Origin of the sequence: Motilimonas sp. E26 (assembly GCF_021278025.1) — a bacterium.
GTDB lineage: Bacteria > Pseudomonadota > Gammaproteobacteria > Enterobacterales > CBDFNC01 > Motilimonas.
Window position 1 is genome coordinate 16,504 of the sequence record NZ_JAIBHJ010000022.1, and the last position, 21,821, is coordinate 38,324.

At 45.0% G+C, this 21,821-nt stretch carries 23 protein-coding genes and 1 pseudogene; 4 read left to right on the plus strand and 20 right to left on the minus strand.

All coding sequences use genetic code 11. The annotated features are described in order from the left end of the window. Nucleotides 1-21 precede the first annotated feature (21 nt). From K1M91_RS16125 to K1M91_RS16140, 4 genes are all read right to left on the minus strand, one after another. A complete protein-coding gene (locus K1M91_RS16125) occupies nt 22-726 on the minus strand; it encodes a hypothetical protein (RefSeq protein ID WP_232803288.1) in 705 nt (234 codons plus the stop codon). Nucleotides 727-897: 171 nt separating this feature from the next. Further along, on the minus strand, nt 898-2,001 hold the full coding sequence (locus K1M91_RS16130) for an alpha/beta hydrolase (RefSeq protein WP_232803289.1): 1,104 nt from the start codon (nt 1,999-2,001) through the stop codon (nt 898-900). A 279-nt stretch (nt 2,002-2,280) separates the two neighbouring features. After that, nucleotides 2,281-2,667, minus strand: coding sequence for a tautomerase family protein (locus K1M91_RS16135; RefSeq protein ID WP_232803290.1), 387 nt, complete (start codon nt 2,665-2,667; stop codon nt 2,281-2,283). 34 nt (nt 2,668-2,701) lie between these two features. Then, a complete protein-coding gene (locus tag K1M91_RS16140) occupies nt 2,702-3,283 on the minus strand; it encodes a TetR/AcrR family transcriptional regulator (protein ID WP_232803291.1) in 582 nt (193 codons plus the stop codon). A gap of 136 nt (nt 3,284-3,419) precedes the next feature. Here K1M91_RS16140 and K1M91_RS16145 point away from each other — a divergent pair, with 136 nt between their 5' ends. Further along, nucleotides 3,420-4,475 (plus strand): alkene reductase, encoded by a 1,056-nt coding sequence (locus tag K1M91_RS16145; protein ID WP_232803292.1) that lies wholly within the window; start codon nt 3,420-3,422, stop codon nt 4,473-4,475. Nucleotides 4,476-4,677: 202 nt separating this feature from the next. Here K1M91_RS16145 and K1M91_RS16150 read toward each other — a convergent pair whose 3' ends face one another. Beyond that, nucleotides 4,678-5,550 carry an aldo/keto reductase gene (locus K1M91_RS16150; RefSeq protein WP_232803293.1) on the minus strand — a complete coding sequence of 291 codons (873 nt, stop codon included), beginning with the start codon at nt 5,548-5,550 and terminating at the stop codon, nt 4,678-4,680. A 153-nt stretch (nt 5,551-5,703) separates the two neighbouring features. On the opposite strand from K1M91_RS16150, the gene K1M91_RS16155 reads away from it, so the two are divergent. Next, nucleotides 5,704-6,624: a LysR family transcriptional regulator gene (locus K1M91_RS16155; RefSeq protein ID WP_232803294.1), complete on the plus strand. Its 921-nt coding sequence runs from the start codon at nt 5,704-5,706 to the stop codon at nt 6,622-6,624. A gap of 2 nt (nt 6,625-6,626) precedes the next feature. Here K1M91_RS16155 and K1M91_RS16160 read toward each other — a convergent pair whose 3' ends face one another. Next, nucleotides 6,627-8,186, minus strand: a complete 1,560-nt coding sequence (locus K1M91_RS16160; protein WP_232803295.1) for a methyl-accepting chemotaxis protein — start codon at nt 8,184-8,186, stop codon at nt 6,627-6,629. Between the two features lie 108 nt (nt 8,187-8,294). Here K1M91_RS16160 and K1M91_RS16165 point away from each other — a divergent pair, with 108 nt between their 5' ends. Further along, nucleotides 8,295-8,855, plus strand: a complete 561-nt coding sequence (locus K1M91_RS16165) for a hypothetical protein (protein WP_232803296.1) — start codon at nt 8,295-8,297, stop codon at nt 8,853-8,855. A gap of 51 nt (nt 8,856-8,906) precedes the next feature. Here K1M91_RS16165 and K1M91_RS16170 read toward each other — a convergent pair whose 3' ends face one another. The 11 genes from K1M91_RS16170 to K1M91_RS16220 all read right to left on the minus strand — a co-directional run bounded on the left by K1M91_RS16170 (nt 8,907) and on the right by K1M91_RS16220 (nt 16,858). After that, the gene (locus K1M91_RS16170; protein ID WP_232803297.1) at nt 8,907-10,028 is read right to left on the minus strand and encodes an ABC transporter permease; all 1,122 of its coding nucleotides are present in this window, start codon (nt 10,026-10,028) and stop codon (nt 8,907-8,909) included. 233 nt (nt 10,029-10,261) lie between these two features. Beyond that, the gene (locus K1M91_RS16175) at nt 10,262-11,188 is read right to left on the minus strand and encodes an ABC transporter ATP-binding protein (protein ID WP_232803298.1); all 927 of its coding nucleotides are present in this window, start codon (nt 11,186-11,188) and stop codon (nt 10,262-10,264) included. Next, entirely contained in the window at nt 11,185-12,126 is a 942-nt protein-coding gene (locus K1M91_RS16180; protein ID WP_232803299.1) for an HlyD family efflux transporter periplasmic adaptor subunit, read from the minus strand. Before K1M91_RS16180 ends, K1M91_RS16175 begins: the two co-directional genes overlap by 4 nt. Next, nucleotides 12,126-12,782 carry a TetR/AcrR family transcriptional regulator gene (locus K1M91_RS16185; protein ID WP_232803300.1) on the minus strand — a complete coding sequence of 219 codons (657 nt, stop codon included), beginning with the start codon at nt 12,780-12,782 and terminating at the stop codon, nt 12,126-12,128. The genes K1M91_RS16180 and K1M91_RS16185 overlap by 1 nt, the downstream gene beginning before the upstream one ends. A gap of 86 nt (nt 12,783-12,868) precedes the next feature. Further along, the gene (locus K1M91_RS16190) at nt 12,869-13,381 is read right to left on the minus strand and encodes a hypothetical protein (RefSeq protein ID WP_232803301.1); all 513 of its coding nucleotides are present in this window, start codon (nt 13,379-13,381) and stop codon (nt 12,869-12,871) included. A 3-nt stretch (nt 13,382-13,384) separates the two neighbouring features. Continuing rightward, the gene (locus K1M91_RS16195) at nt 13,385-13,981 is read right to left on the minus strand and encodes a glutathione S-transferase family protein (protein WP_232803302.1); all 597 of its coding nucleotides are present in this window, start codon (nt 13,979-13,981) and stop codon (nt 13,385-13,387) included. Between the two features lie 105 nt (nt 13,982-14,086). Further along, a complete protein-coding gene (locus tag K1M91_RS16200; RefSeq protein ID WP_348983273.1) occupies nt 14,087-14,695 on the minus strand; it encodes a DUF6151 family protein in 609 nt (202 codons plus the stop codon). Nucleotides 14,696-14,822: 127 nt separating this feature from the next. Beyond that, entirely contained in the window at nt 14,823-15,200 is a 378-nt protein-coding gene (locus K1M91_RS16205; RefSeq protein ID WP_232803304.1) for a TipAS antibiotic-recognition domain-containing protein, read from the minus strand. A gap of 447 nt (nt 15,201-15,647) precedes the next feature. After that, nucleotides 15,648-15,863, minus strand: coding sequence for a 4-oxalocrotonate tautomerase family protein (locus K1M91_RS16210; protein ID WP_232803305.1), 216 nt, complete (start codon nt 15,861-15,863; stop codon nt 15,648-15,650). Nucleotides 15,864-15,872: 9 nt separating this feature from the next. Next, the gene (locus tag K1M91_RS16215; protein WP_232803306.1) at nt 15,873-16,253 is read right to left on the minus strand and encodes a nuclear transport factor 2 family protein; all 381 of its coding nucleotides are present in this window, start codon (nt 16,251-16,253) and stop codon (nt 15,873-15,875) included. Between the two features lie 2 nt (nt 16,254-16,255). After that, nucleotides 16,256-16,858, minus strand: coding sequence for a glutathione S-transferase N-terminal domain-containing protein (locus K1M91_RS16220; protein WP_232803307.1), 603 nt, complete (start codon nt 16,856-16,858; stop codon nt 16,256-16,258). Nucleotides 16,859-16,969: 111 nt separating this feature from the next. Between K1M91_RS16220 and K1M91_RS16225 the strand changes: the two genes are divergently transcribed. After that, entirely contained in the window at nt 16,970-17,869 is a 900-nt protein-coding gene (locus K1M91_RS16225) for a LysR family transcriptional regulator (RefSeq protein ID WP_232803308.1), read from the plus strand. Nucleotides 17,870-17,924: 55 nt separating this feature from the next. On the opposite strand, the gene K1M91_RS16230 is transcribed toward K1M91_RS16225, so the two are convergent. From K1M91_RS16230 to K1M91_RS16240, 3 genes and pseudogenes are all read right to left on the minus strand, one after another. Continuing rightward, nucleotides 17,925-18,440 carry a GNAT family N-acetyltransferase gene (locus tag K1M91_RS16230; RefSeq protein ID WP_232803309.1) on the minus strand — a complete coding sequence of 172 codons (516 nt, stop codon included), beginning with the start codon at nt 18,438-18,440 and terminating at the stop codon, nt 17,925-17,927. A gap of 270 nt (nt 18,441-18,710) precedes the next feature. After that, entirely contained in the window at nt 18,711-19,031 is a 321-nt protein-coding gene (locus K1M91_RS16235) for a DUF4440 domain-containing protein (RefSeq protein WP_348983274.1), read from the minus strand. 89 nt (nt 19,032-19,120) lie between these two features. Beyond that, nucleotides 19,121-21,821: pseudogene (locus tag K1M91_RS16240) on the minus strand (thrombospondin type 3 repeat-containing protein); the annotation flags it as partial.

Genomic DNA, 21,821 nt, shown 5'->3' on the forward strand with positions numbered 1-21,821 from the left:
TGTGCCTCCTAACAGTCTATTTTATGATTCAGGTAGTAAGCTGCGTAGCCCCATTTGATCCACCACCACTAAATAGGAACGCCCTAAGTCTGCGTTACACAAGTCGATCTTTTTCCCGCCCACTTCTAACCCAGAGGCACAATTAGTAACAGCTAAAGCCCGCGTTGCCTTGCCTTGCTCTGTCGTTAACGTAACCTGCTCTGAGCCATTAAGGCTCACTGGCATCGCACTGTGAGTAAATAGGCGAACTTTATAAACCCCATCTTGGTCAGATGACTCTTTACCAAAGTATGTCAGCTTAAATTGCGAGCCCATCATCCAAGCAACGACCCATAATTTAGGCGTTTTTTTATATTCAAAGTCGAGATTAACGCTCGTTTTAGCTTGTTTTATCAAAGTGTTACTATCGCTAACACCTAAATGCACGCCAGTCTGATGTGCTCTGTACGTATGGGAGTATGTTTGCGACTCATTCACCCCAATATTACTCAACACTTGATGGCCGCCATTAAACAGTTCATCTTGCTCGTCATCCTCTAATACATCATCACGCATTAAATAAAAATTCGCCGCTTTATCTGTGGTATTGATATAGGTGAAATGTGCCTTAGTTTCGATTAGTTTTTTTAAGTCACTCGAACCACAGCCACTCAATACAAGCCCGCTAAGCGCCAAACAACCCAATAATGAGCATTTCTTTATTATGTCAAACGTTGTCAACTGCATTTTCTCATTCCTTCCATATGAATAACCAAAGCAAATATATTGCTCAGTTAAGATAAGGGTTTTTAATGGCGTTTAGTGTTAGCAATTGTAAGATTTAACGGCGATTTTGTTAGTGTACAACGCCAAATTAGAGTGTTGGATTTAATCAATACTAAATGCCACCATTTTTTGTCAGGACATGCTGTTGATTGACGTCGTCCAATCATCAATCTTTTCAATCACATACTCCTCAATAGTGGTTTCAATTTCCCAATATTCTTGCGGACCCGTTCCCTTTTTCGCCGTTTGGAATAAGTGATTTAAGTGGTCAAAAGTGTGCACTTCTGATTGCGGATGACGCAGCAAATGACGAGTTGGTGCTTCATTAATAGCAGCTGAGACCAGTAGGTCTTTTGCACCAAATAACGCCAATACGGGGCCGCGGTATTTCTTAATTAAAGGTTTTATATCCCGATGTGCTTCAGTGAACCACCAATTAGATCCAAATTGGTCTACTACATTTTGAATATGATCCACATCTGTAATCCCCGCATTACGGGTATATTCTCGTAATAATGATTGGGCTTGCTCTTTAGTGCTTGAGATCCGTAGAATTTCAAAAATATCTGTTAATTCTTTAACTTGCAAATCAGATAAAGATTGCGGAATACCATTAGCGCGATTGATTTCTTGATTCTGACGTACCACAGCCTGAGCGGTGGTTTCGACACTAATACCTGCCAAACTAATAATAGAATCAGGGGGCTCTATTTCTGCGGCAAGCAAGGCTTTAATACCTCCTTGAGAGTGCCCCAAAAAACCAGATGAGGTCAGCCGAATGTTTGAACTCTCACGCAACCATTTTAGGGCAGCGGCCGCATCAGCAGAGAACTCATTATCAGAAGCAGTCATATAATCTCCCGTACTATCGCCAACGCCTCGGTTGTCGTAACGAAGTACCGCATAACCGCGCTGAGTTAATAGATGGGAAATAACTAAAAAATATTGATGCCCTGCTATTTCATCATTCCGACTCGCAGGAGGGGCCCCGCTTTCATGGCCTGAAATTAACACCACCGCAGGAAAACTCTCTCCTTCTGTTGGATAAGTTAACTCGCCAGCTAACAAGGTGCCATCAGTAGGGTTAACGAATTCCACTTGCCTAATATTATATTGCCGCTCTTGCGGCTCTTGTGGATGAGGCACAAGATTAAACAGAATATTATCTAGGGCATTACTGCATGCTGAAAGTAAACGTACCAACGGCAGTAATGCCATTTTTAAGAAACGATTCATAAATCCTCACAAAAATGCTTTTGAAGCCAAATAAGGTTCATTGCAAAGATAATGGTTTTTGATTCGTTTTAGTGTTAACAATTGTAAGGCTGAGCAAAAATTTATTCCGCAAGTCATTACAGAAATCTACCCAACAAACACACCACCGCACAGACTAGATAACTAATAGGTATTTTTTCGGCAAATTTCCTTTCAGGGGGAAAACAAAGCGTATCGGGATAAATTCACTGCACTTTGCAGGGAAAAATACTCTGTCACAGCGCCATCACATCAGGTTTCCTAAACATTCACCTTATAAGTCAGGTCGGTCACTTCATCGCCAGTCATACCGCGAAAACCCCATTGATAAGGCGCTTGCTCTTTAATGATCACTTCGATATCCACTGGTTTGATGCCAAGCTGTTGTTCAATGTCGACAAACAGCGTTTTAATTAGTCGCTTTTGTGTTTCGATTTCACGCCCCGCCATCAGGTTAATTTCAATCACGGTATAGGCATCGCTGCGTCCGCCGGGCGCATAAAAATCACTTTTATCCATAGGTATAAAACGATGAGCCCGTTTATCTTCAGGCATGCCAAGCACGCTTTGCATCGCGCCGTGAATCACATTTGAAAGCTTAGCTTTAATGGGGTTAAGTTGTTCAGCAATACCATAAATAACTATCATATTTTGCATCCTTGTAAATATATTTAGTGCCTACTTAAGCACAAATGTCGTGATAAAGTTGATCAGCCAAAGCTTGGAGTGTTTCAGCATTAGGATGGGTATGAGCAAAGGTGCGTAGGCCATAAATACCCATTGCTAAATAACGCGCTAAGTGCTCACAATCTCGCCCTGATGTTAGCTCACCCTGCGATTTAGCCCTTTCAAATACTTGAGTTAACGCTTGTTGCCATGCAGCTAGGTTATTCGCAATAATTTGCTGCACCTCAGCATCTTGCTCTGCCATTTCGTTTAACGCTTTGGTTAATAGGCACGCTTGACTACTATCGCAACTGAGGCATTGTTGCACCAGATCGTCGATATAGGCTTTTAATTGCATTAAAGCGGGTCGCTCATCAGCAAAAAAAGCGGCAAATTCAATACTGCGATCCAGTCGATATTGCTCTAATGCCGCCAACAACAAACCCCGTTTATTCTCAAAGGCACAATAAATCGATCCTGGATGTAAACCCGTCGCCGCTTTAAGATCTTGCATGCTGGTTTTACCGTATCCCTTGTCCATAAAGGCGGTCATGGCGCAGCGCAGCACTTTTTCTCGGTCAAATTCGGCGTTTCTCATTAACATACTCGGGCAATATCGGATATGGCCATTGTACTTAATTTTGAATGCTTGTTCAAAATAATACTTGAACAAACATTCAAATAAGAATATCTTGAACGAACATTCAAAATACAACAGTAACCACCGAGGCCATATGACGGACAATCTTTTTCAACCTTTCGCCCTTAATGAAACGATTACCCTAAACAACCGCATTCTCATGGCGCCGCTCACTCGCTGTATGGCAGATGACGATTTAGTGCCGACTCAAGCCATGGCTGAGTATTACGGTCGCCGCGCCGAGGCGGGTTTAATCATTTCAGAAGCGGTCATTATTCGCCCTGATGGCCAGGGCTATCCCAATACACCGGGCTTATTTACTGCAGCACAAGTAGAAGGCTGGAAAAAAGTGACTCAAGCCGTGCATGACAACGGTGGTAAAATTTTTGCGCAGCTATGGCACACTGGCCGCGTAGCACACCCACACTTTTTTAGCGCCGCAACCGGTAGCAAGGCCGTGATGGCACCTTCAGCAATCGCAGTTGAAGGCACTGTGCCGCGTATGCGTGAATTAGAGTATCAAACACCTACCCCTGCAACTCATGAAGATATTGAGCAATTAGTAGAAGACTATGCTCAAGCTGCCGCTAATGCGATGATTGCTGGATTTGACGGCGTGGAAATCCATGGTGCAAATGGCTACTTAATCGATCAATTCTTACATTACGGCAGCAACCAACGCAGCGACGAATTTGGTGAAACACCAGAAAACATGGCGCGTTTTCCACTCGCCGTGGTGGATGCCGTGATTGCCGAAATTGGCCAAGATCGCACAGCCATTCGCTTATCGCCCGGGGCCTATTTTAATATGCCTGCCGATCCTCGCGATCGTGCCGTGTTTGATTACCTACTGGCGCAATTAGAAAACCGAAACTTAGCCTTTGTTCATGTTGGTATTTTTGATGACGCATTAGAGTTTGATTATTTAGGTGGCCGCGCATCCAGTTACATTCGCGCCAATTACAGTAAGACATTAGTGGGTGTGGGCAGCCTCACCGCCGAGATGGGCAGTGCCGCCATCGCCGAGAATCAGTATGATTTATTAGCGATTGGCCGTCCGTTTATCGCCAACCCCGACTACGTAGCCCGCGTCCGTGAAGGCAAAGACTTGGTTGAATACTCTGAAGAAATGTTGATGAGTTTGGTTTAACCGTCATTTAATCGCAGCGTTTATCGGTGATTTATCGCAGCATCACTGCTGCACCTTGCCTGTTAAACGGGTTGATTTGTGTTTTTTGTGGGACCTGAGCTTGCTCACGGAATGTATGATGTTCGCTGAGCAAGCTCATCTCCACGGATACATACAACCTCTCGTAGGCGCCCCAGTGATGGGGCGAAAATACGATAAAGAACTAAGCCACACCATGCCCTTTTGATGCAGCCCAAATGCGATACCATTGTTCACGCGTCATGGTTAGCTCAAGAGCATTGAGCGCGGTTTGCACTCGCGCAATTTTGCCGCTGCCAATAATTGGTACAGGGTTGGCGGGTAGCTTCATCACCCAAGCATACGCTACTTCATCAATGCAGCTTGCGCCAATTTCATCCGCCACTTGCTGTAAGGTGTGTTGCACGCGTTTGGCCTGAGCTGATTCACCATTAAACAACTGCCCGCCTGCTAAGCAAGACCATGCCATTGGTCGCACCTTTAGTTGCTGCATTTGTGCCAAGGTGCCATCTTCGGTGGCTTGCATATTGATTGGGTTGATTTCAATTTGGTTGGTCACTAGCGGCACATCTAAGCGCGATTGTAACAAGTTAAATTCAGCCACACTGAAGTTAGACACGCCAAAATGCTCAACCTTTCCCGCTGCTTTTAACTGCGCGAAAGCTTCTGCCATTTCATCCACTTGCATTAATAAATCAGGGCGATGAATTAACAGCACATCCAGTTTTTCAACTTGCAAATTGGTTAACGAACGCTCCACCGAGGTAATAATCTCGGCCTGACCGCTGTCGTAATGAGCCACTTGTTCGCCTTGGCCAGGAATGATGCCGCACTTAGAAATCACTTGTAGTTGCGCGCGTAAACTTGGCTCCAGTGCTAGCGCCTCACCAAACAGAGCTTCACTTTGATACACCGGCGCGTGATCGACACTGGTTACGCCTAGCTCAACGTGTTGCTTAATAAACGTCAGGCGTTGCTGCGGCGTCATGTTCCAATGGGCCATGCGCCAATAGCCTTGCACTAACGGGGAAAATAGCGATGAAGGTAATGCATTCATAATAAAGCTCCTAGCCAAGTAGAAAATATCATTTACTGATCCCATCCTATGCCGCCAACGGGTCAGATTAAAGGCCAAAACAAAAACTAACTATTCTATATAACGAACAATAGAATGCATTTTTGCTGATGATTAACCACAATGAGTCGTATTGTGAGATATAGAGAGATTAGCGCCATGCAAAAAGCCCATAAACGTTTTGAACGTTACCACTTATTTAGTGAAGTGGCGGAAACTTTAAACTTTGCCAAAGCCGCTGAAAATCTCGGTATCTCGCGCAGCTATTTATCCACGCAAATTAGCACCTTAGAAAAAGAGCTGGCAGTAAGCTTACTGATCCGCACCACCCGCCATGTCAAACTCACCGCCGCGGGGCATCAAGTGCTGCAAAAAATGCGGCAAATAAACGCATCTGTTGCCAATTTAGAAAAAGGCTTAAACCAGGTCACCACTGATGTTACAGGGCAAATTAGTATTACCGCGCCAATGCTATTTAGCCAACGTTATTTACTGCCTTTATGTGCTCGCTTTCAGCAGCAATATCCAGGCATCACCTTTGACCTAAACATTGGCTATCAAAATGAAAATCTTGCCAGCAGCCGGTTTGATTTTGCCATTCGTGCCACCAACACGCCGCCAGAAAATATGGTGGCGAAAAAGCTATTGAGTTATCAACATATTTGCTGCGCATCGCCGGAATACTTAGCAAAAAATGGCCGCCCAGTCACACCGTTAGATTTGACCCATCATAGCTGCTTGTCCGACCCCAACTTAACACTCTGGCACTTTGAGCAACAAAACGATCAATACGATGTCGACACCCACGGCACACTGCAAATCAACGACAACATGCTACTGATTCAAGCCGCCTTGCAAGGCCAAGGCATTATCAAGCTACCTGATTTTTTACTTAATCCACTGATTAGCCAAGATCAATTAATCCAAGTGTTGCCGGAGTTCACTACTTTAAGTCGTGATATCTATTTACTGTTCCCACATCAAGCCAACCGCTCGGCCAAACTACGGGCGTTTATTGAACACGTCAGCCAGTTTTGGCAAGGCGGTCAAGAGTAGATTTACTCAGCATTAAAACGCTTAACCAAATTCACGGTTTTAGTCAGCTCTTGCTCCATTTCACGGTGCGCATGATGAGCATTAGTCGCCACTTGTTGGCCTGATTGCGCCTGTAAAACTAACTCTTCTAAACGCTGATGTAGCTCTGCACTTGCTTGATTTTGATTAAGAGCGAGTGATTTTATTTCTTGGTTGATACCCATCACGTCAACTATTTCAACAAATATTTGACCAAATTGACTGCTCACTTGCTCAATCGCCGCCACATTAGTGTGTAAAGTAGTTTGGCTAGCATTCATACTATCCACAGCATGTTGTGCCCCTTGCTGTAGCGTGGAAATCATCGTGTTAATTTTTTCTGTCGATTGACTGGTTTTACCCGCTAAAGAGCGCACTTCATCAGCAACCACGGCAAAACCTCGGCCTTGCTCACCCGCACGAGCGGCCTCAATGGCAGCATTAAGGGCCAATAAATTTGTTTGGTCGGCAATACTTTTAATGACATCCAGTACGCCAGTGATGGATTGCGTGTTCTCTGATAGGCTTTTTATCGATGCTGCCGTTAGGGTCATTTCTTGTTCAAATGCTTTAATCCCAGATAATGACTCTTCAATTGTACCGTTAGTTCGAGTTGCATCTTGATTGACATTTTCAACCTTAGAATTGGAGGTGGTCGATGAGCTAATGATGCTCTCACTCATTTGGTTGACTTGATCGATTTGCTGCTGGGCAAGGTGTACATCGTCAGCTTGCTTACTAATCAATTCAATCAATTGCTGAGAGTACTGATGGCTATTATCTTTCAAATCCGTTAACCGCGACGTTTGCTCACTAAGATGGGTAAAGGACTGAGACAACGCTTCAAGTAACTGGTTAAAATACTGCGCAATATTTTTTAGTTCAGGCGCACCTTTCTCTTCAATTCGGGCACTTAAATTAGCGTCGCCTTGGCTAAGTCGCCTAATACTTAAGGCAAAATGCTGTAATGGTTTACTCAGCAACCAGTGGATAGAGAAGTAAACCACGCAAGTGACCAACAGCATCTGACCAATAAAAAAACCAATTAATGTACGGCTATTAGCATTAATTTCGTCGGCAATCACTTGATAATTATAGGCCACGGCTAGATGACCAACGACATCGTCTTTTTTGCCATATTTAATCTCTTGCCAGACTTCTAAGTAGTCCGTGTTATCAACCGTTTGATACTGACTATTTCGATTAGCGTTGAGCTCTATTTTACCTGTGTATTGCGAGAGGTCATCAGCGCTGTAAATCAATTTCCCATTACTATCGAGCACTTGTAAAAACAGTATGCTATTCGGGTTTTGCTGATTCACAACTTGAATATCCTCAGCAATGTTTTCGACCTTATTGAAACGTGCCGCCCCTGCAATTTTTAATGAGATAGCAGAGCTCATTAATAAACTTTGCTGCTGAAACTGATGCTTTGCTAACGTCTGCACATGGTAACGGTTTAGCGCAAATGACAAAGCAGAACCAACCACAAGCAAGACAATAATGATGCAAGACAACGTAACCTTGATTGACCAATTTTGCATGAAATTATTCTCCAAAAAGCCAGACTCAAAAGCGAAGGAAGCAAGCGTAAAAAATAGACTATGCTGTAACTGTAGTTGACATATAAATCATTATAAAGTGAGGTAAAGATGAAAAAACTTGTTTTATGCGCGCTTCTATTAGCAGCTAGCAGCGTTCAAGCCAATGATTTTTCGCCAAAAATGAAAGAACATTTTGCAACTAAAGTAAGCACTTGGCTAAGTGACCCTATAGTTATCAAAGCGATTAAAGCACAAAATCAACAAAACGCTTCGCTAACTGACAGCGACATAAATAAACTCGATCAGCAATGGCGCACAGGTGTCGATGGCGGAGATACCACCTTAATAGATAAAACACTTAATAATGAGCTTTCAACTTACTTAAAGCAGGTTGAAACAGACGCGGCAGGCCTTTACACAGAAATATTCATCATGGATAACAAAGGCCTTAATGTTGGTCAAAGCTCCATGACCAGTGACTACTGGCAAGGGGATGAAGATAAATTTAAACAGACTTACTCCATGGGGGCGGGTGCTATTTTTGTTGATGAAGTAGAAGAAGATGAATCTACCCAAATGTTTCAGTCACAAATGAGCGCTACCATAGTCGATGAGAATGGTGCTCCAATTGGCGCAATCACCATCGGCATTAACGTAGACGAATTGTAATCTGGTTAAGCGAACTCAACGATGCTGAGTTCGCTTAAATTCACCACCCAATCAATCCAACCGCTTTGAAAAACGTAAACTCGCCACCAACAAACCGATAGCAGTAAATCCTAGTAACCACAGTGCATCTAGGCTTAGATCCATCACCTCTGCATCACGCAGCACAATGGCGCGGGACATTCGCATAAAATGAGTAGCGGGCAGCGCTTCGGCAATCCATTGCGCTGCCATAGGCATCGCCTCGTAAGGGAACATAAAGCCCGACAGCAAAATGGAAGGTAACAAAATAAAAATAGTCAGTTGCATCGACTGCAGCTGAGTTTTCGCGATGGTCGAGATCACTAAACCTAAGGTCAAACTGGCACAAATAAACAACAGTGATGCTAGCGCCATTGAGTCGATACCACCACGAAATGGCACGTCAAATAGCACATGTCCTGCGCCTAGCACTATGGTCACTTGTATTAGTCCCACCAACACATAAGGCATTATTTTACCGACCATTAATTCCATTGGCCGTACTGGTGTGGTGATTAAAAACTCCATATTGCCTTGCTCACGCTCGCGCACAATCGCCGCCGAGGTAAACATCACCATGGTCATGGTTAAAATAACCCCCAGCAAACCAGGCACTATGTTTACTACCGAACGCTGCTCGGGATTGAAATATTGCACCACTTCAAAACTGGGCACCGTATCAATGGGCGGTAAATCCATCACATCATAGAGCGGCATTTGTCTAAGTGTTTTGATGGTTGCCGCCACCACAGTATCCGAGCCATCCACCAACCATTGACCGACAGGTTGCGCCAAATATTGTCCGCCACTAGCCGAGGGATGACGCACTAAGCGCTCAGCTAAATCGGGCGGTAAATACAACACCGACTTTACCTCACCTTTGGTAATCGCCGCCTCAGCCTCTTTAAGGCTGGCGTAGTTAAATTTAAAATCAACCACTTGGCTGGCCTGCATGGCCGCCACTATCCGCGGTGCATAGGCACTGTCACTTAAATTCACTACCCCCGCAGGAAGGTGACGTGCATCGGTATTGATGGCATAGCCAAATAACATCAGCTGCACCAGCGGGATCATCACTATCATGCCAAAGGTCATGCGGTCGCGCGAAAGCTGGCGCAACTCTTTTACTACAACGGCCCAGATCCTAAGCAACATATGTCATGCTCCATATATCAGCCTTGGTACTGACGCTAACCTGCGCTTTGCTTAAACCTGTCGCGGTCGAGTAGAGTCTACTGTTACGGCAAAATTTCGTTTTCAGGGATGAAAACGCAAAGCGTACAGGGGCATATTCACCGATTTTTTGCAGGAAAAATATACTCTTTCGTTTATCCAGCATTCGGGTTGCAGTAATTGTTCGAGCGCAATCAACGATAGCCTTTAAAACCCTAAGCAACATGTCGATCCCCTCCCGTACAAGTGACAAATACATCCTCTAAGCTAGGCGGCACTGAAATTAAGCTGCGCTGGGCCACTTGCGGCGTCAGCCAACGCTTTGGATCGGCTATTTTGCGATCCACCAGCACCCGCAACCGACTGCCAATTTGCGCGGCAGAAAGTACTTCAGGGAGTTTAACTAAGGCTTGTTTTAGCGAGCGAAGATCTTCTCCCGCTACTTCAATCACTTGTGCATTCATCGCATCCATCAATTGTTGCGGCGAGCCGTCGGCACGTTTAATACCGCGCTCTAAAATTGCCAAACCATGGCAACGTTCGGCTTCATCCATATAATGGGTTGAGACTAAAATGGTGGTGCCTTGATCGCATAAATCAAATAATCGTTCCCAAAATTCGCGGCGATTTTCGGGATCAACCGCCGAAGTGGGCTCGTCTAAAAATAGCAGTTCAGGGCGATGTAATGTCGCAGCAGCTAAGGCTAAGCGCTGCTTTTGCCCTCCGCTCATTGAGCCAGCCAATTGTTTTTCACGCCCTGCTAATTCATACAAGCTTAACAACTCAGCTAAACGGCTGCGGCGTTCGCTGCGCTTTAGGCCATAAATTCGCGCAACAAATTCCAGATTTTCCAACACCGATAAGTTGTCGTATAAGGAGAATTTTTGCGTCATATAACCAATGCGGCGGCGTATTCTTTCCTCGGCACCAAATAAGTTTTCACCGAGAACTTTAATCTCACCAGCACTGGGCGTTAATAATCCAGTCAGCATCCTAATAGAGGTAGATTTGCCGCAGCCATTCGGCCCTAAAAAGCCGTAAATACTGCCCGTAGTGATGGCTAAATCGACTTGGTCGACCGCTGTCACACCGGAAAACTCACGGCTCATGCCATGAGTTTCAATGGCCAAGTCAGCACTCATGGCAATAGCTCCACTTCAAGGGCCATGCCCGTGGGCAATTGTTGACCAGCGGCGTCTAAATCAATATCGGTTAGGTACATTAAGCGCGCTCGATCGCGCTCGTTTAATGCATAGAATGGCGTGTAAGCAGGCTCACTGCGCACCTTGCGCACAGTGCCGGTTAAACTTTGCTCACGGCTATCCACTAAAATATTAACCTGCGCCCCCACTGATACCCGATCGAGCCAAGTGGCAGGAATATAAGCCCTTACATAAGGTCGTTCAGTAGCAAGTAGCCCCACCAGCTGTGACCCCTTGGCCACACGGTCGCCTACTTGCCACGGCATAACATCCACAATGCCAGCCTGTGCAGTAATTAAGGTTAAATCTGCCAAGTTTTTTTGCGCAATGGCCACGCCTGCTTGGGCACCATTGACCATGGCACGAGCTTGATCTATTTGCTCACTGCGCGTACCGTTTTGTAACTCGTTCAAACTTTGTTGGGCTTGGGCTTGCTTAGCATCTGCCGTGTCTAAGTTAGCTTTGGCTTGGTCTAAATCTGCTTTGGTCAACACCCGGGTTTTATACAAGCGCTGAGTACGTACATAGTCTTGCTGCGCTTCGGTAACATTGGCTTTCGCTTCCGCTACGCTGGCTTTAGCACGGGCAATTTCTTCGCCTCTCGCGCCAGCTACCAGCTCTGCTAACTTGGCTTGGATTTGCGCCAGCTCGGCTTGTTTTTGTGCCAGTTGTGCTTGGGCAACCGTATCATCCAAACGCAGTAAGGCGTCACCCGCACTCACTTGCTGCCCTTCTTCAACCAAAATTTGCTTGATCACTTCATTAACAGGCGCGGTTAATGTCATCCGATCCCGCTCAACCTGACCAAAAGCCCTTGGCTCTGGCTCGGTGCATCCCGTGATGATCATTAACACAGCAAGTAAAGTTAAGTACTTCATTATGCGTCCTCCGAGTCAGACGACTTCAGCAAGCCATGCTGTAAGACACTGATATTATGCGCCACTAATTGCGCTAACTCATTAGGCTGACCACTAAAACCAAATTGTTGCATCAATACTGGTGGGGCAATTAATGGAAAGACCATTAAGCTAACTAAGCTTAAACGCGCTAATTCGGGGTTCACTTCATCACGTAAGCTGCCAGAGTTAATCAACGCACGAGCCAACCATTGGCGAGATAGCTCCATTACATCAGCAAAAACATTTAATAAAATCCGCTGCGGCTCGCTGTGCTCTGGCTCTTGTAAAACTCGCACTATTAATCGCGGCAAAGCAGGGTTAGGAGCCATGGCCTGGTAGTAAGTTTGCATTAAGCTGGCAAGATCGCTGGGCGCAGCCGAGGCCGACATGTCACGTAGATTAGCTAAAACCGGTGCCAACGTTTCACGCACCATGCTTTCAAACAAGCCGGTTTTAGAGCCAAAGTAATAACGGATCATTGCAGCATCCACTTCAGCTTGTCGCGCTAATTCTCGCGTTGAAACCGTCGCAAAGCTGCGACTACCGAATAGCTGCAACGCCGCGCGAATTAACCTGCTTCGCGCATCAGAATCCCCTTTCGGTCGCCCCGCAACCCGCTCACTCAGCGTTGCCATACTCGCTCCTCAACAATAATTCACCTACTGATGAATATTAGTGAAGAACAAGGTTAAAGGGCAGTGTTTAAATTCCTCAATGTGGCCTAAGTTGAGGAATTAGTTTGCTTAATCGCGGGGGGGAATAATCTATTTGCCAACAATTTTGCCAGCCAGCGGGCAATAAATATTAAAGGAATAAACGCAATCATAACAATCACACCTTGCCCCATTTGATGGTTTATTTCGTAACTCACAGGCGTTAATTGCTGGTCTTTACTGACCCGATAAATAGAGGTTGAGCTGTAACTGTTAACATAATTAAAGCGGATCAGCTGGCTATCCCGATCCGATTGCAACACACGGATGTGGTGAATATCGCCGACATTTAACGCTACTTCTTCTTGGTCAAGCCAAAACTGATAATCAGACGGGTTAGCCAAGGCATGCACTAGCTTTATTTTTTGGTATCCTTTGCTTGTTCTCGCCAAAACAAAAAAGTTAGGCGCTTTTTCCGCAAAATTAGCTTCTACCAGCGGCGGCGCAGTAAACGTAAAGATTGCCATCAAGCCCGCCGCTATCAACGCCAAGGTCGTCATAACATTAAACAGCAGCCTCATTGCTTAACCCAGCGCCACGTAATAAGGTTGCTGCGCAATGCGCTGGCACCAAGCTTGTATATGCGGATAGCGGTTTAAATCAAAACCACCTTGCCCAGCCACATGGGTGTAAGCATATAGTGCAATGTCTGCAATAGTTAAACTGTCACCCACTAAAAAAGGGGTTTTCGTGAGCTGTTGTTCCATGATCGATAAAGCTTTATTACCACCGGCTTGTAGCGATTCATACTCAGCCTGGCGCGCCGCTGGCAGGCCTAAATAATGCTGAATAAAACGGGCTACTGCGACAAAAGGCTCATGGCTGTATTGCTCAAAGAACAACCATTCATACACTTTAGCTTGTTGGAATTTATCACTTGGCATTAGCGCCGTATCGGCAGCAAAGTAACCCAAAATCGCATTCGATTCGGCTAACAAACGGCCATCATCTAGCTCCACTAACGGAATTTTGCCATTGGCATTTTTAGCCAAAAATTCAGGTGTTTTGGTATCACCCGCTAAAATATCTACCGCCTGCCACTGATGCTCAATTTGCAGCAGCGCCATCAACAGTTTTACCTTGTAGCAGTTACCTGATTGCACATCGCCGTATACGCGCATGTTGATATTCCCTTAATCATGTTGTTATCTAAAGCACTCTAACCTAAGGTTTTATTTATTACCAGAAGCAAGAAAAGGGCTGGAAACCAAGTTATGAGGTATTAGTTATGCGTCATCCTTCAACTGCGCCAACTCTCGGGACGTAAGTATCGATGGCACCACTCGCGGCGAGCCTGATGCATTAAACAGCGGCGAATTTTTGTAGCTGCCACTGATGCGCATCGTGACAAGAAGCCAGATAAAACGTGTTATAACGCCTATAAGACCACGCTGCTTGGGCTTTATCTCACCCAGAGCGGCATCTGTATTTAAGATCGCAATATTTGTTCCGAAGTTTTTATCCATCTGGGCATGATCGAGAGAGGAATGAATTAATCCAATAAATGAAATTTTTGGGTTGGCCATCGTGTTGCCGATAGGAGTGTTACAGCACGACGCATACCAACGAACCATGCCCTTCTCACTCAGGCGTACTGCAGAAAGTCGATCTTCTCCATGCAAAAAGCGAAGACGCGGTTGCGCAACTTGCACAATCTCAGTCCCGCCTTGCGGGTCTAATACCTCAGCCGCTTTGCCAAGAAACTTTGCGAACGCTTGGCAATCGGTACAGTGGCAGATGAGTCGATTGTGGACTCCACTGCCTTCTAGTTGGCCGCGGACGCTACCACACTGGCATTGAATTGAATGCATCTTGGTTACCACTCCCAGTGTCATTCAAGTTAGTTTACCCAATGACGTTTTCAATAAACTATTGTCATAATCCAATAACATCACGATAGCGTTATTAGCGCCTAAATCAGGTGCGCCGCAAACCTAATCTATACCTATCTACTATAAGATTTTATAAATTATTGTCCGCGTAATGAACAATTGCATCGCCCAAATAATCAACCATGTCTGGATGATACGAATTGTGAAATTTTTTCATGTCTTCATTTTCTTTATAAAATATCCCCATACCTATGTATGCTTCTTTAGAAGGGGTATAAAATCTACATGCTATTTCATAATGTTCTTTCATGAGTGCCTGAACATTTACGTTATCAACAGCTGTTTCATCTGCGTATTTTGCTAATTTTTTATACAGAACATCCCAATCTTGGTGGACAAGCTCCCTATTCACATGCGCCCAGTTATTGGTAGTTGACAAGCTATGAGCTTGCTCTGCATCTAGCGCTTTCTTACATTCAGTTAAATAATCATTACTCAATTTATTCATTTGTATTCCATTAAGTTACATTTGTTCGTGCCAAACTTGCCAAATCACATAGGTGAACCTAGCGCTCACTTATTTTTAACATTTTATTGACGCACCAAACCATAGCCGAGTTCCTATTTGGATTCAATCGCTTAGTCTTTTTCTACTGGATGAGGATTATGCTGATTTAGCAGTTTGTTGGGGATTTAGTGCTACTTTTTGGAGGAGAGCCTTTGACCATCGGGCTCACCCTTTTAACGTATCGGCTTTTGCAGCTTTTTTATATCTTGAACAAGGCGCTTACAGTGAAAAAAGGCGTAGCTGGTACTAGTGCAATGAGATAGCCAAACATGAAATGACCCTAGTTTAGGGTCACCGTTGATTATTTTTTTAGCTAGGTCACTATAACCGAAGGTCGTTTATACACAATCTAACCGCTGCAAATATGACCTAACCAGCACCTTAGCGTTAGGATTTAGTGTTTTGTTTCTGCTGGCGCAATGTGGTTACTGAGTCATAACCAACTCCCCAGTTATCGGTATTCACTTCTTCGATTAGTACAAAGGTAGTGGCGGGATCTTTATTTAACACCTTTACCAGCAGCTCGGTGGTACCCGCAATTAGCTGCTGCTTTTGCGCCGTACTTACACCTTCGTTGGTAATCTTGATATTCACATATGGCATAACCTTTCCTTATTGTTTTAATTGTAAAAATGGGTTGTTGGCATACTGTTTGGAAACAATAGTCCACTGCCCTTGCTCATGTAAAAAACCTAAAAAATCTATGTATTGTTCACCGAGCAATGGGCAGCTTAACTTAGCGAATGCCTGCTCACCGCAAAGCTCAATTGACAAGATTTGATAGCGATATGGATGACCAAGGGCCTGCGGCACTGGACGATTAGCGACCAACTCGAGCCACTGCGCCTTAGTGCGGCGGATCCCAGGGGCATACAGGCTAACGCTGTCATCAAACAAGCTGTCTAACAACTTGGTATCGGCGCTATGTAACCCTTTAAAATAACTACCAATCATAGATTCAATAATGGCTAGATCCGACGCAGCTTCAGCCATGATTAAGCCACCTGTTGCTCAGCGGCAACTGCAGCAACATAGCTGTCACGTTGACGAATTTGCTGCAGCAAGGCTTGAGTTTTTGGCCCTAGTTGAATATCAACATTAAAAAATTGGCCCCAAGTTTCGTACACACTCAATAGTATGTCCGCAGGCGTCAGGCGCTCACCAGCAAGATAAGGCTGCTGTTGCAAAATGTGCTCAATATGAACCCATAGCTTATTAATCCCCACCGCTGCGGCCTGTAGTGCAGTGGTTTGTGACTCGCCCTCAGGTAGTGCCGATGCAATAAAAAACAACTTGCTATAAGCAGGATGTACTGTTGCGTTGGCAAATAATAGCTGCTGAATGGCTACTTCTTTTTCAACTGCACTTTGTGGTAACAAGTCATTCGGATGGTTTTGCAGCAAATGTAAAATAATCGCCGCACCCTCGGTGATCACCTGGTCGCGATGGCCTAGAGCAGGCACCGCGCCAACGGGGTTAATAGCCTGAAAATCCTCTACATTGTTGCGATTAACCAAGGTGAAAGGCAGATTTAGTTCGCGTAAAATAACTTGAGTAGCCAACGAACAAGCGCCAGGTGAGAAATATAGTGTGTACATGTTTAACCTCTGTTTGTGGTGTGGTTGATTTGAGTACACTATAAACCCCGCTATTGAACTGATATATAGTCACAATTAGCAAAGTCTTTTTCCCTTATGGAAACAATAACAATGGACAAGTTAAAAGCAATGCAGCTTTATGTTCGCGTGGTTGAGCTAGGTAGCTTTTCCCGCGTGGCCGAGCAGCTTGGTACAAGTAAATCAATGATAAGCAAACAAATCAGCCAGTTAGAAGACAATTTAGGGGTTCGTTTATTACAAAGATCAACCCGTCGCCTGCAAATGACGGAGTTGGGAGAAGACTATCTAGTCAGCTGCCGCGAAATTTTAAAACGCCTTGAAGACACCGAAGTACAGCTACAGGCGTCACAGCACTCGGCGAAGGGACGATTGCGTATTAACGTGCCGATGGCGCTAGGCTCAACCGTGCTCGCACCCGCACTGGCGGCATTTATGAAACAATATCCACAAATTGAGCTAGACGTTGAGCTGAGCGATATGGCACAAGATTTACTTGAGCATAACTTTGACCTTGGCCTTAGGGTCGCTAGTCGTGAGTTTGACTCAGCCTATGTCGGCAAAAAAATCACCAAATTTAGCTATAGTATTTGTGCCTCACCTGAATATTTAGCCACTCACCCTACCATCCAAACACCGCAAGATTTACAGCAACATCACTGTTTTGAATACAGTTATTTTCGTCATAAAAACCTTTGGCCAGTTGGCGTAGACCCCGTGCCCATAGCGGGTCCGCTCAAAGCCAATAGCTCAGTGTTCTTACTGGAAATGATCAAGCAAGGGCTAGGAATAGGCTATATTCCTCGGTTTATCTGTCACCACGCCCTACAAGCAGGAGAAGTGGTAGAAATACTAGGCGATGCAACTAAACCCATTATGACCTTATTTGCCCTCTACCCTGTGCGTCAGTACACACCGCCTAAGGTTAAGTATTTCATTGAGTTTTTAGAGGCTTGGTTTGAAGGGCATCCGTATCAGGATGAGGACATTTGAGCGGCAGGTAAATAGTGACCGTTCCGTTTTACACTCTCTAGCTTTGGTAGCTGCTTCAAACTTGTGTTTGGGGCAAAATATACTCAAACATAGCCACACTACTTTCATCAGGCATTTGTTCAACAAAACCTAACTTCTTAAGGAGCTTAGCGGATGCAATATTGGTTTGGTCAACGCCCGCTACTAGCTTTTGCCAAGGTTGTGTATTGCCAACATCAGCCATGAACCCATACAACAGCTCAGTTGCTAACCCCTTACCCCAATAAGCTTGCGCCAATAAATAACCGATATGGGCAAAGTTTCCCTGTGTGACATAAACAAATAAGAAGCCAATAACATCATTACTGGCGGATTTTACTAGCAGCAAGCGGCTTTGCGATAACATACTATCCAACCAAACTTCGGCCGCAGCGGGTGTATTCACATCATGAAAATCAGCCGGTAACGCAGCGACCACCGCAGGCGTCAGGACCATTGGTACGCAAGCAAGTAATTGCGAGCGATCCGACAAGGAAATGCCGACTTCCACTTCAACCACGCTTAGCCTGGAAGTCACAAATGATATGGTCATGTTTTGCTCAATCTTTACTTACCAAGCCATCATCAATCGGTTGCATTATCTTTGCTCTCTGATACCCATGCCCATCAGTTTGCTACTTTCGGCAAAGCCATGACGTTGATAGAGGCCGTGCGCGTCATCGGTGGCTAACATCAGTAGCTTACCTTGCCAACGCGGACTACGAACAGAGCAACGACCAGTACTAAGGCAAGCGCGACCTTAAGCACCAGCAATGTCGCTTTGATAACATATACATTTAGCTTTTCTAACAAGCCTTTGGCCCTAGCTGAAACCATCACTCGCGGTTCCTTGATGATATTGCAATTGCCACTGGTTACCTACTAGCACCCAAATAGACGATCGCTTCGCAAAGTGGCTTTTATTTCCTAACTCATCCACCCAAGCCGATTGATATAGCAGTAGCTGCACAGAAGGTGCCAACTCAATACATTGATAATCCTGAGAATGAACATAGCCATCCGACGGCTGCTCTGCTGCCATCATGTCAATAATACTACGGTAATCGTAACTCGTGCCCGATTCCCCCACTTCCTTAAAATCAGGGTGGAGCAAACGATCAATTCCAGCTTTACTCGTTGTTATCTAAAGCACTCTAACCTAGGGTTTTATTTTATATAAGAACCAAAAAAGGCCTGAAAATTCAGGCCTTTGATAAGATACTACCTATAAATTCAGTAAATAGGCATGCTCACCGCTTCGCGGTTATCGTATCGCATAACGCCAACCGTTGAACGGCTAGACTTTACAATACCGCGGTTGTTCATGTGGTTAAGTTTGGTGGTTTCTGGCGACCATACATCCTTATTCAGATTGAACTCTTGGTGCTGTACCTTACAAGTTTCAAATTGACCCATGGGCACAGTCACCGTTTCTTTACCTAAATAAATCATACTGTCAGCATACTCTACCACCTCACCATCACTATGATTGGTATTAGTCGGATAAGTAATACTAGGTACTCCAAAGATAACCGAACTGTTTGGGGTCACCTCTCCTAGAGAAGTACGAACAAAACCCCAATCTGGGGCAGTCCCAGCAGCAACTTTCTCAGGGGCGGTGACTTGTGTAGCCCAATCATAACCCCAACCATCAAGACCATAAAATTGTGTCGCCGTTGAATAGTGATCTTCAATGGCAACCTCAGAGCCAAAGTCTAAAGTGTAGCGAGTCTTAGTTAAGTCAGTGTAAAGACCAAAGCTTGCGCCGCTCTCTAAAACCTCTGCATGATAAACGGCCGTTTGAGGTGTCATCGCCCATACAGGTTGACGCTCTACATTATGTTCAATGACATCGCCAACCGCTATCTGATAATTCGCATCATCCAGGCTGGCTAAACACTGTGCATAGGTCAGCGGCTGCTCCGCTTCTTGATAAAGCGACTCTCCATAGGCTTGGTTGTCTTTAACCATAGCGACTAATTCACGCACTTCGTTGCTGTAGCCCCAATTCGGTTCCGCAGCCCCGTCATAATATTCTGCATAATCGACTTCTAGGCGGTAGCTGACATATTGCGCACCGTAGAAATTCTTTCTGTCCATGACCATACGCAATGACGTCGTAATCGAATCACTAGGTGTATCTATGCGCGTGATCTCATCGTCCATAGTGTTGGTAACAACACAAGTGGCTTGGTAACCTTGCGCAGTTTTAATAATTTCTTTGCCTAAGTAGCTATAAGTTTCGGAAAGCTCATTCGCATTCGTCCATTTATTCTTACGCGTATATTTAACTTCTATTGGCTTATTCAACTCAATCTCATAAGAGAATAACGCGCCACCAATATTGTAACCACTATAGCCCCATGTTCCTCCTTCAAAGCCGAAGTAATGATTGATATCAGACGCAATACCGGAATAATTGAACTCGCTAGTTTTGTCCCCACCGATGTCCGTTATCACTTGCTGACGCGAGACAATGATGTCGTTATTGATATCAGCATCATCGTACATACCAATATCTGCTGGCAAGAATTTACCTTCCCCGCGTTCAACGATTAGCATGTTATATTCTTGCGCTACATCTGCACCGATCATGGTCCGCGACACTTTGTAACGCGTTGCATCAGGTTGCTCTTCTACCACTCGGACACGAGTCAGAACAGGTAGTGAAGCCACACAAGTTTTCAGATCTAACGGTTGGTCAAGTGCAAATAGGGGTTCATTATCTTGATCATTGGCGTAGCCATCACCATCGATATCAGGATCGCTATTATCGCCAATTTTATCGCCATCGGTATCTACCGATTCACTAGCATCACTTGGAAAGACATCTTTGTTATCACCAACACCGTCGCCATCAGTATCTGCTGATTCAGTCGCATCAGCTGGGAAAGCATCTTTATTATCACCAACGCCGTCGCCATCGGTATCTGCTGATTCAGTCGCATCAGCTGGGAAAGCATCTTTATTATCACCAACGCCGTCGCCATCAGTATCTGCTGATTCAGTCGCATCAGCTGGGAAAGCATCTTTATTATCACCAACGCCATCGCCATCGGTATCTACCGACTCACTAGCATCACTTGAAAAGACATCTTTGTTATCACCAACACCGTCGCCGTCTGTATCGGCCCACTCTTTTGCATCCTCAGGAAACTGATCCCAGCCGATGAAGGTTGAACTAGCATCAGGCATGGTTTGTACGCTCTGTAACACGCCGTCAATAATTAAATCAGCAAAGCCGTCTTTGTCTTTATCGGTGCGTTTAGCTGCTTGCTTAGGCTCACCTGATTCATCAAACTCAACAACAATCAGGCCATCGTGATCGCCAGACTTGGTTGCATCTTTAATCGCTTGTGCCATTTTTTGTAACGCCAACAATGTAGTAGGAGTTAACGTTTGCAAGGATTCCTCTGCTTGCGCTTCATTTTCAGGTAATAAACCTGAAGCAACAATACTACGTGCGGCCAAATGTGCATCTTGGTCTGCAGTATCTAAAGTATAATCACCGAGGAGCTTCTCTACATCTAAGCCAATAGCTGCCGACACTTTAGCTAAGGCTTGCTCTTGAGTAGTCCCTTGTTCCATTTCTTGTAGCACTAGTGTAGACAAAGGTGTTATTTCTTGAACACCGGCTGGCGCAGCCATGATGTAATCACGGTTAATTACTTGGTTTGTGTCTTCATCAATGGTCACACCCTTAATCGCTTTCACCATCAACGGATAATCAGTCGCTTTGCCACTGATACCTGATATATCTAGCAACACCTTACCACCATCACCAGAAGTAGCATTAGGCTCATCGGCATCAAGCGTAAAGTTACGATTTAAATCTAGCCATACGATTGCGCCCTTTAAATAGCCATCGATCGCTGTGGCGCTATATTGAGTTTCAGGAGTTGGTGCTATAGAAGGGACGCTAGTTGGTGCTATA

Coding starts and splice junctions, on each gene's coding strand:
- K1M91_RS16180 (WP_232803299.1), bottom strand. CDS start 12,126: ATGAAGTACTTAACTTTACTTGCTGTGTTAATGATCATCACGGGATGC.
- K1M91_RS16165 (WP_232803296.1), top strand. CDS start 8,295: ATGAAAAAACTTGTTTTATGCGCGCTTCTATTAGCAGCTAGCAGCGTT.
- K1M91_RS16160 (WP_232803295.1), bottom strand. CDS start 8,186: ATGCAAAATTGGTCAATCAAGGTTACGTTGTCTTGCATCATTATTGTC.
- K1M91_RS16190 (WP_232803301.1), bottom strand. CDS start 13,381: ATGAGGCTGCTGTTTAATGTTATGACGACCTTGGCGTTGATAGCGGCG.
- K1M91_RS16125 (WP_232803288.1), bottom strand. CDS start 726: ATGCAGTTGACAACGTTTGACATAATAAAGAAATGCTCATTATTGGGT.
- K1M91_RS16170 (WP_232803297.1), bottom strand. CDS start 10,028: ATGTTGCTTAGGATCTGGGCCGTTGTAGTAAAAGAGTTGCGCCAGCTT.
- K1M91_RS16205 (WP_232803304.1), bottom strand. CDS start 15,200: ATGAATAAATTGAGTAATGATTATTTAACTGAATGTAAGAAAGCGCTA.
- K1M91_RS16210 (WP_232803305.1), bottom strand. CDS start 15,863: ATGCCATATGTGAATATCAAGATTACCAACGAAGGTGTAAGTACGGCG.
- K1M91_RS16230 (WP_232803309.1), bottom strand. CDS start 18,440: ATGACCATATCATTTGTGACTTCCAGGCTAAGCGTGGTTGAAGTGGAA.
- K1M91_RS16195 (WP_232803302.1), bottom strand. CDS start 13,981: ATGCGCGTATACGGCGATGTGCAATCAGGTAACTGCTACAAGGTAAAA.
- K1M91_RS16220 (WP_232803307.1), bottom strand. CDS start 16,858: ATGTACACACTATATTTCTCACCTGGCGCTTGTTCGTTGGCTACTCAA.
- K1M91_RS16135 (WP_232803290.1), bottom strand. CDS start 2,667: ATGATAGTTATTTATGGTATTGCTGAACAACTTAACCCCATTAAAGCT.
- K1M91_RS16175 (WP_232803298.1), bottom strand. CDS start 11,188: ATGAGTGCTGACTTGGCCATTGAAACTCATGGCATGAGCCGTGAGTTT.
- K1M91_RS16215 (WP_232803306.1), bottom strand. CDS start 16,253: ATGGCTGAAGCTGCGTCGGATCTAGCCATTATTGAATCTATGATTGGT.
- K1M91_RS16200 (WP_348983273.1), bottom strand. CDS start 14,695: ATGACACTGGGAGTGGTAACCAAGATGCATTCAATTCAATGCCAGTGT.
- K1M91_RS16150 (WP_232803293.1), bottom strand. CDS start 5,550: ATGAATGCATTACCTTCATCGCTATTTTCCCCGTTAGTGCAAGGCTAT.
- K1M91_RS16185 (WP_232803300.1), bottom strand. CDS start 12,782: ATGGCAACGCTGAGTGAGCGGGTTGCGGGGCGACCGAAAGGGGATTCT.
- K1M91_RS16130 (WP_232803289.1), bottom strand. CDS start 2,001: ATGAATCGTTTCTTAAAAATGGCATTACTGCCGTTGGTACGTTTACTT.
- K1M91_RS16225 (WP_232803308.1), top strand. CDS start 16,970: ATGGACAAGTTAAAAGCAATGCAGCTTTATGTTCGCGTGGTTGAGCTA.
- K1M91_RS16140 (WP_232803291.1), bottom strand. CDS start 3,283: ATGAGAAACGCCGAATTTGACCGAGAAAAAGTGCTGCGCTGCGCCATG.
- K1M91_RS16145 (WP_232803292.1), top strand. CDS start 3,420: ATGACGGACAATCTTTTTCAACCTTTCGCCCTTAATGAAACGATTACC.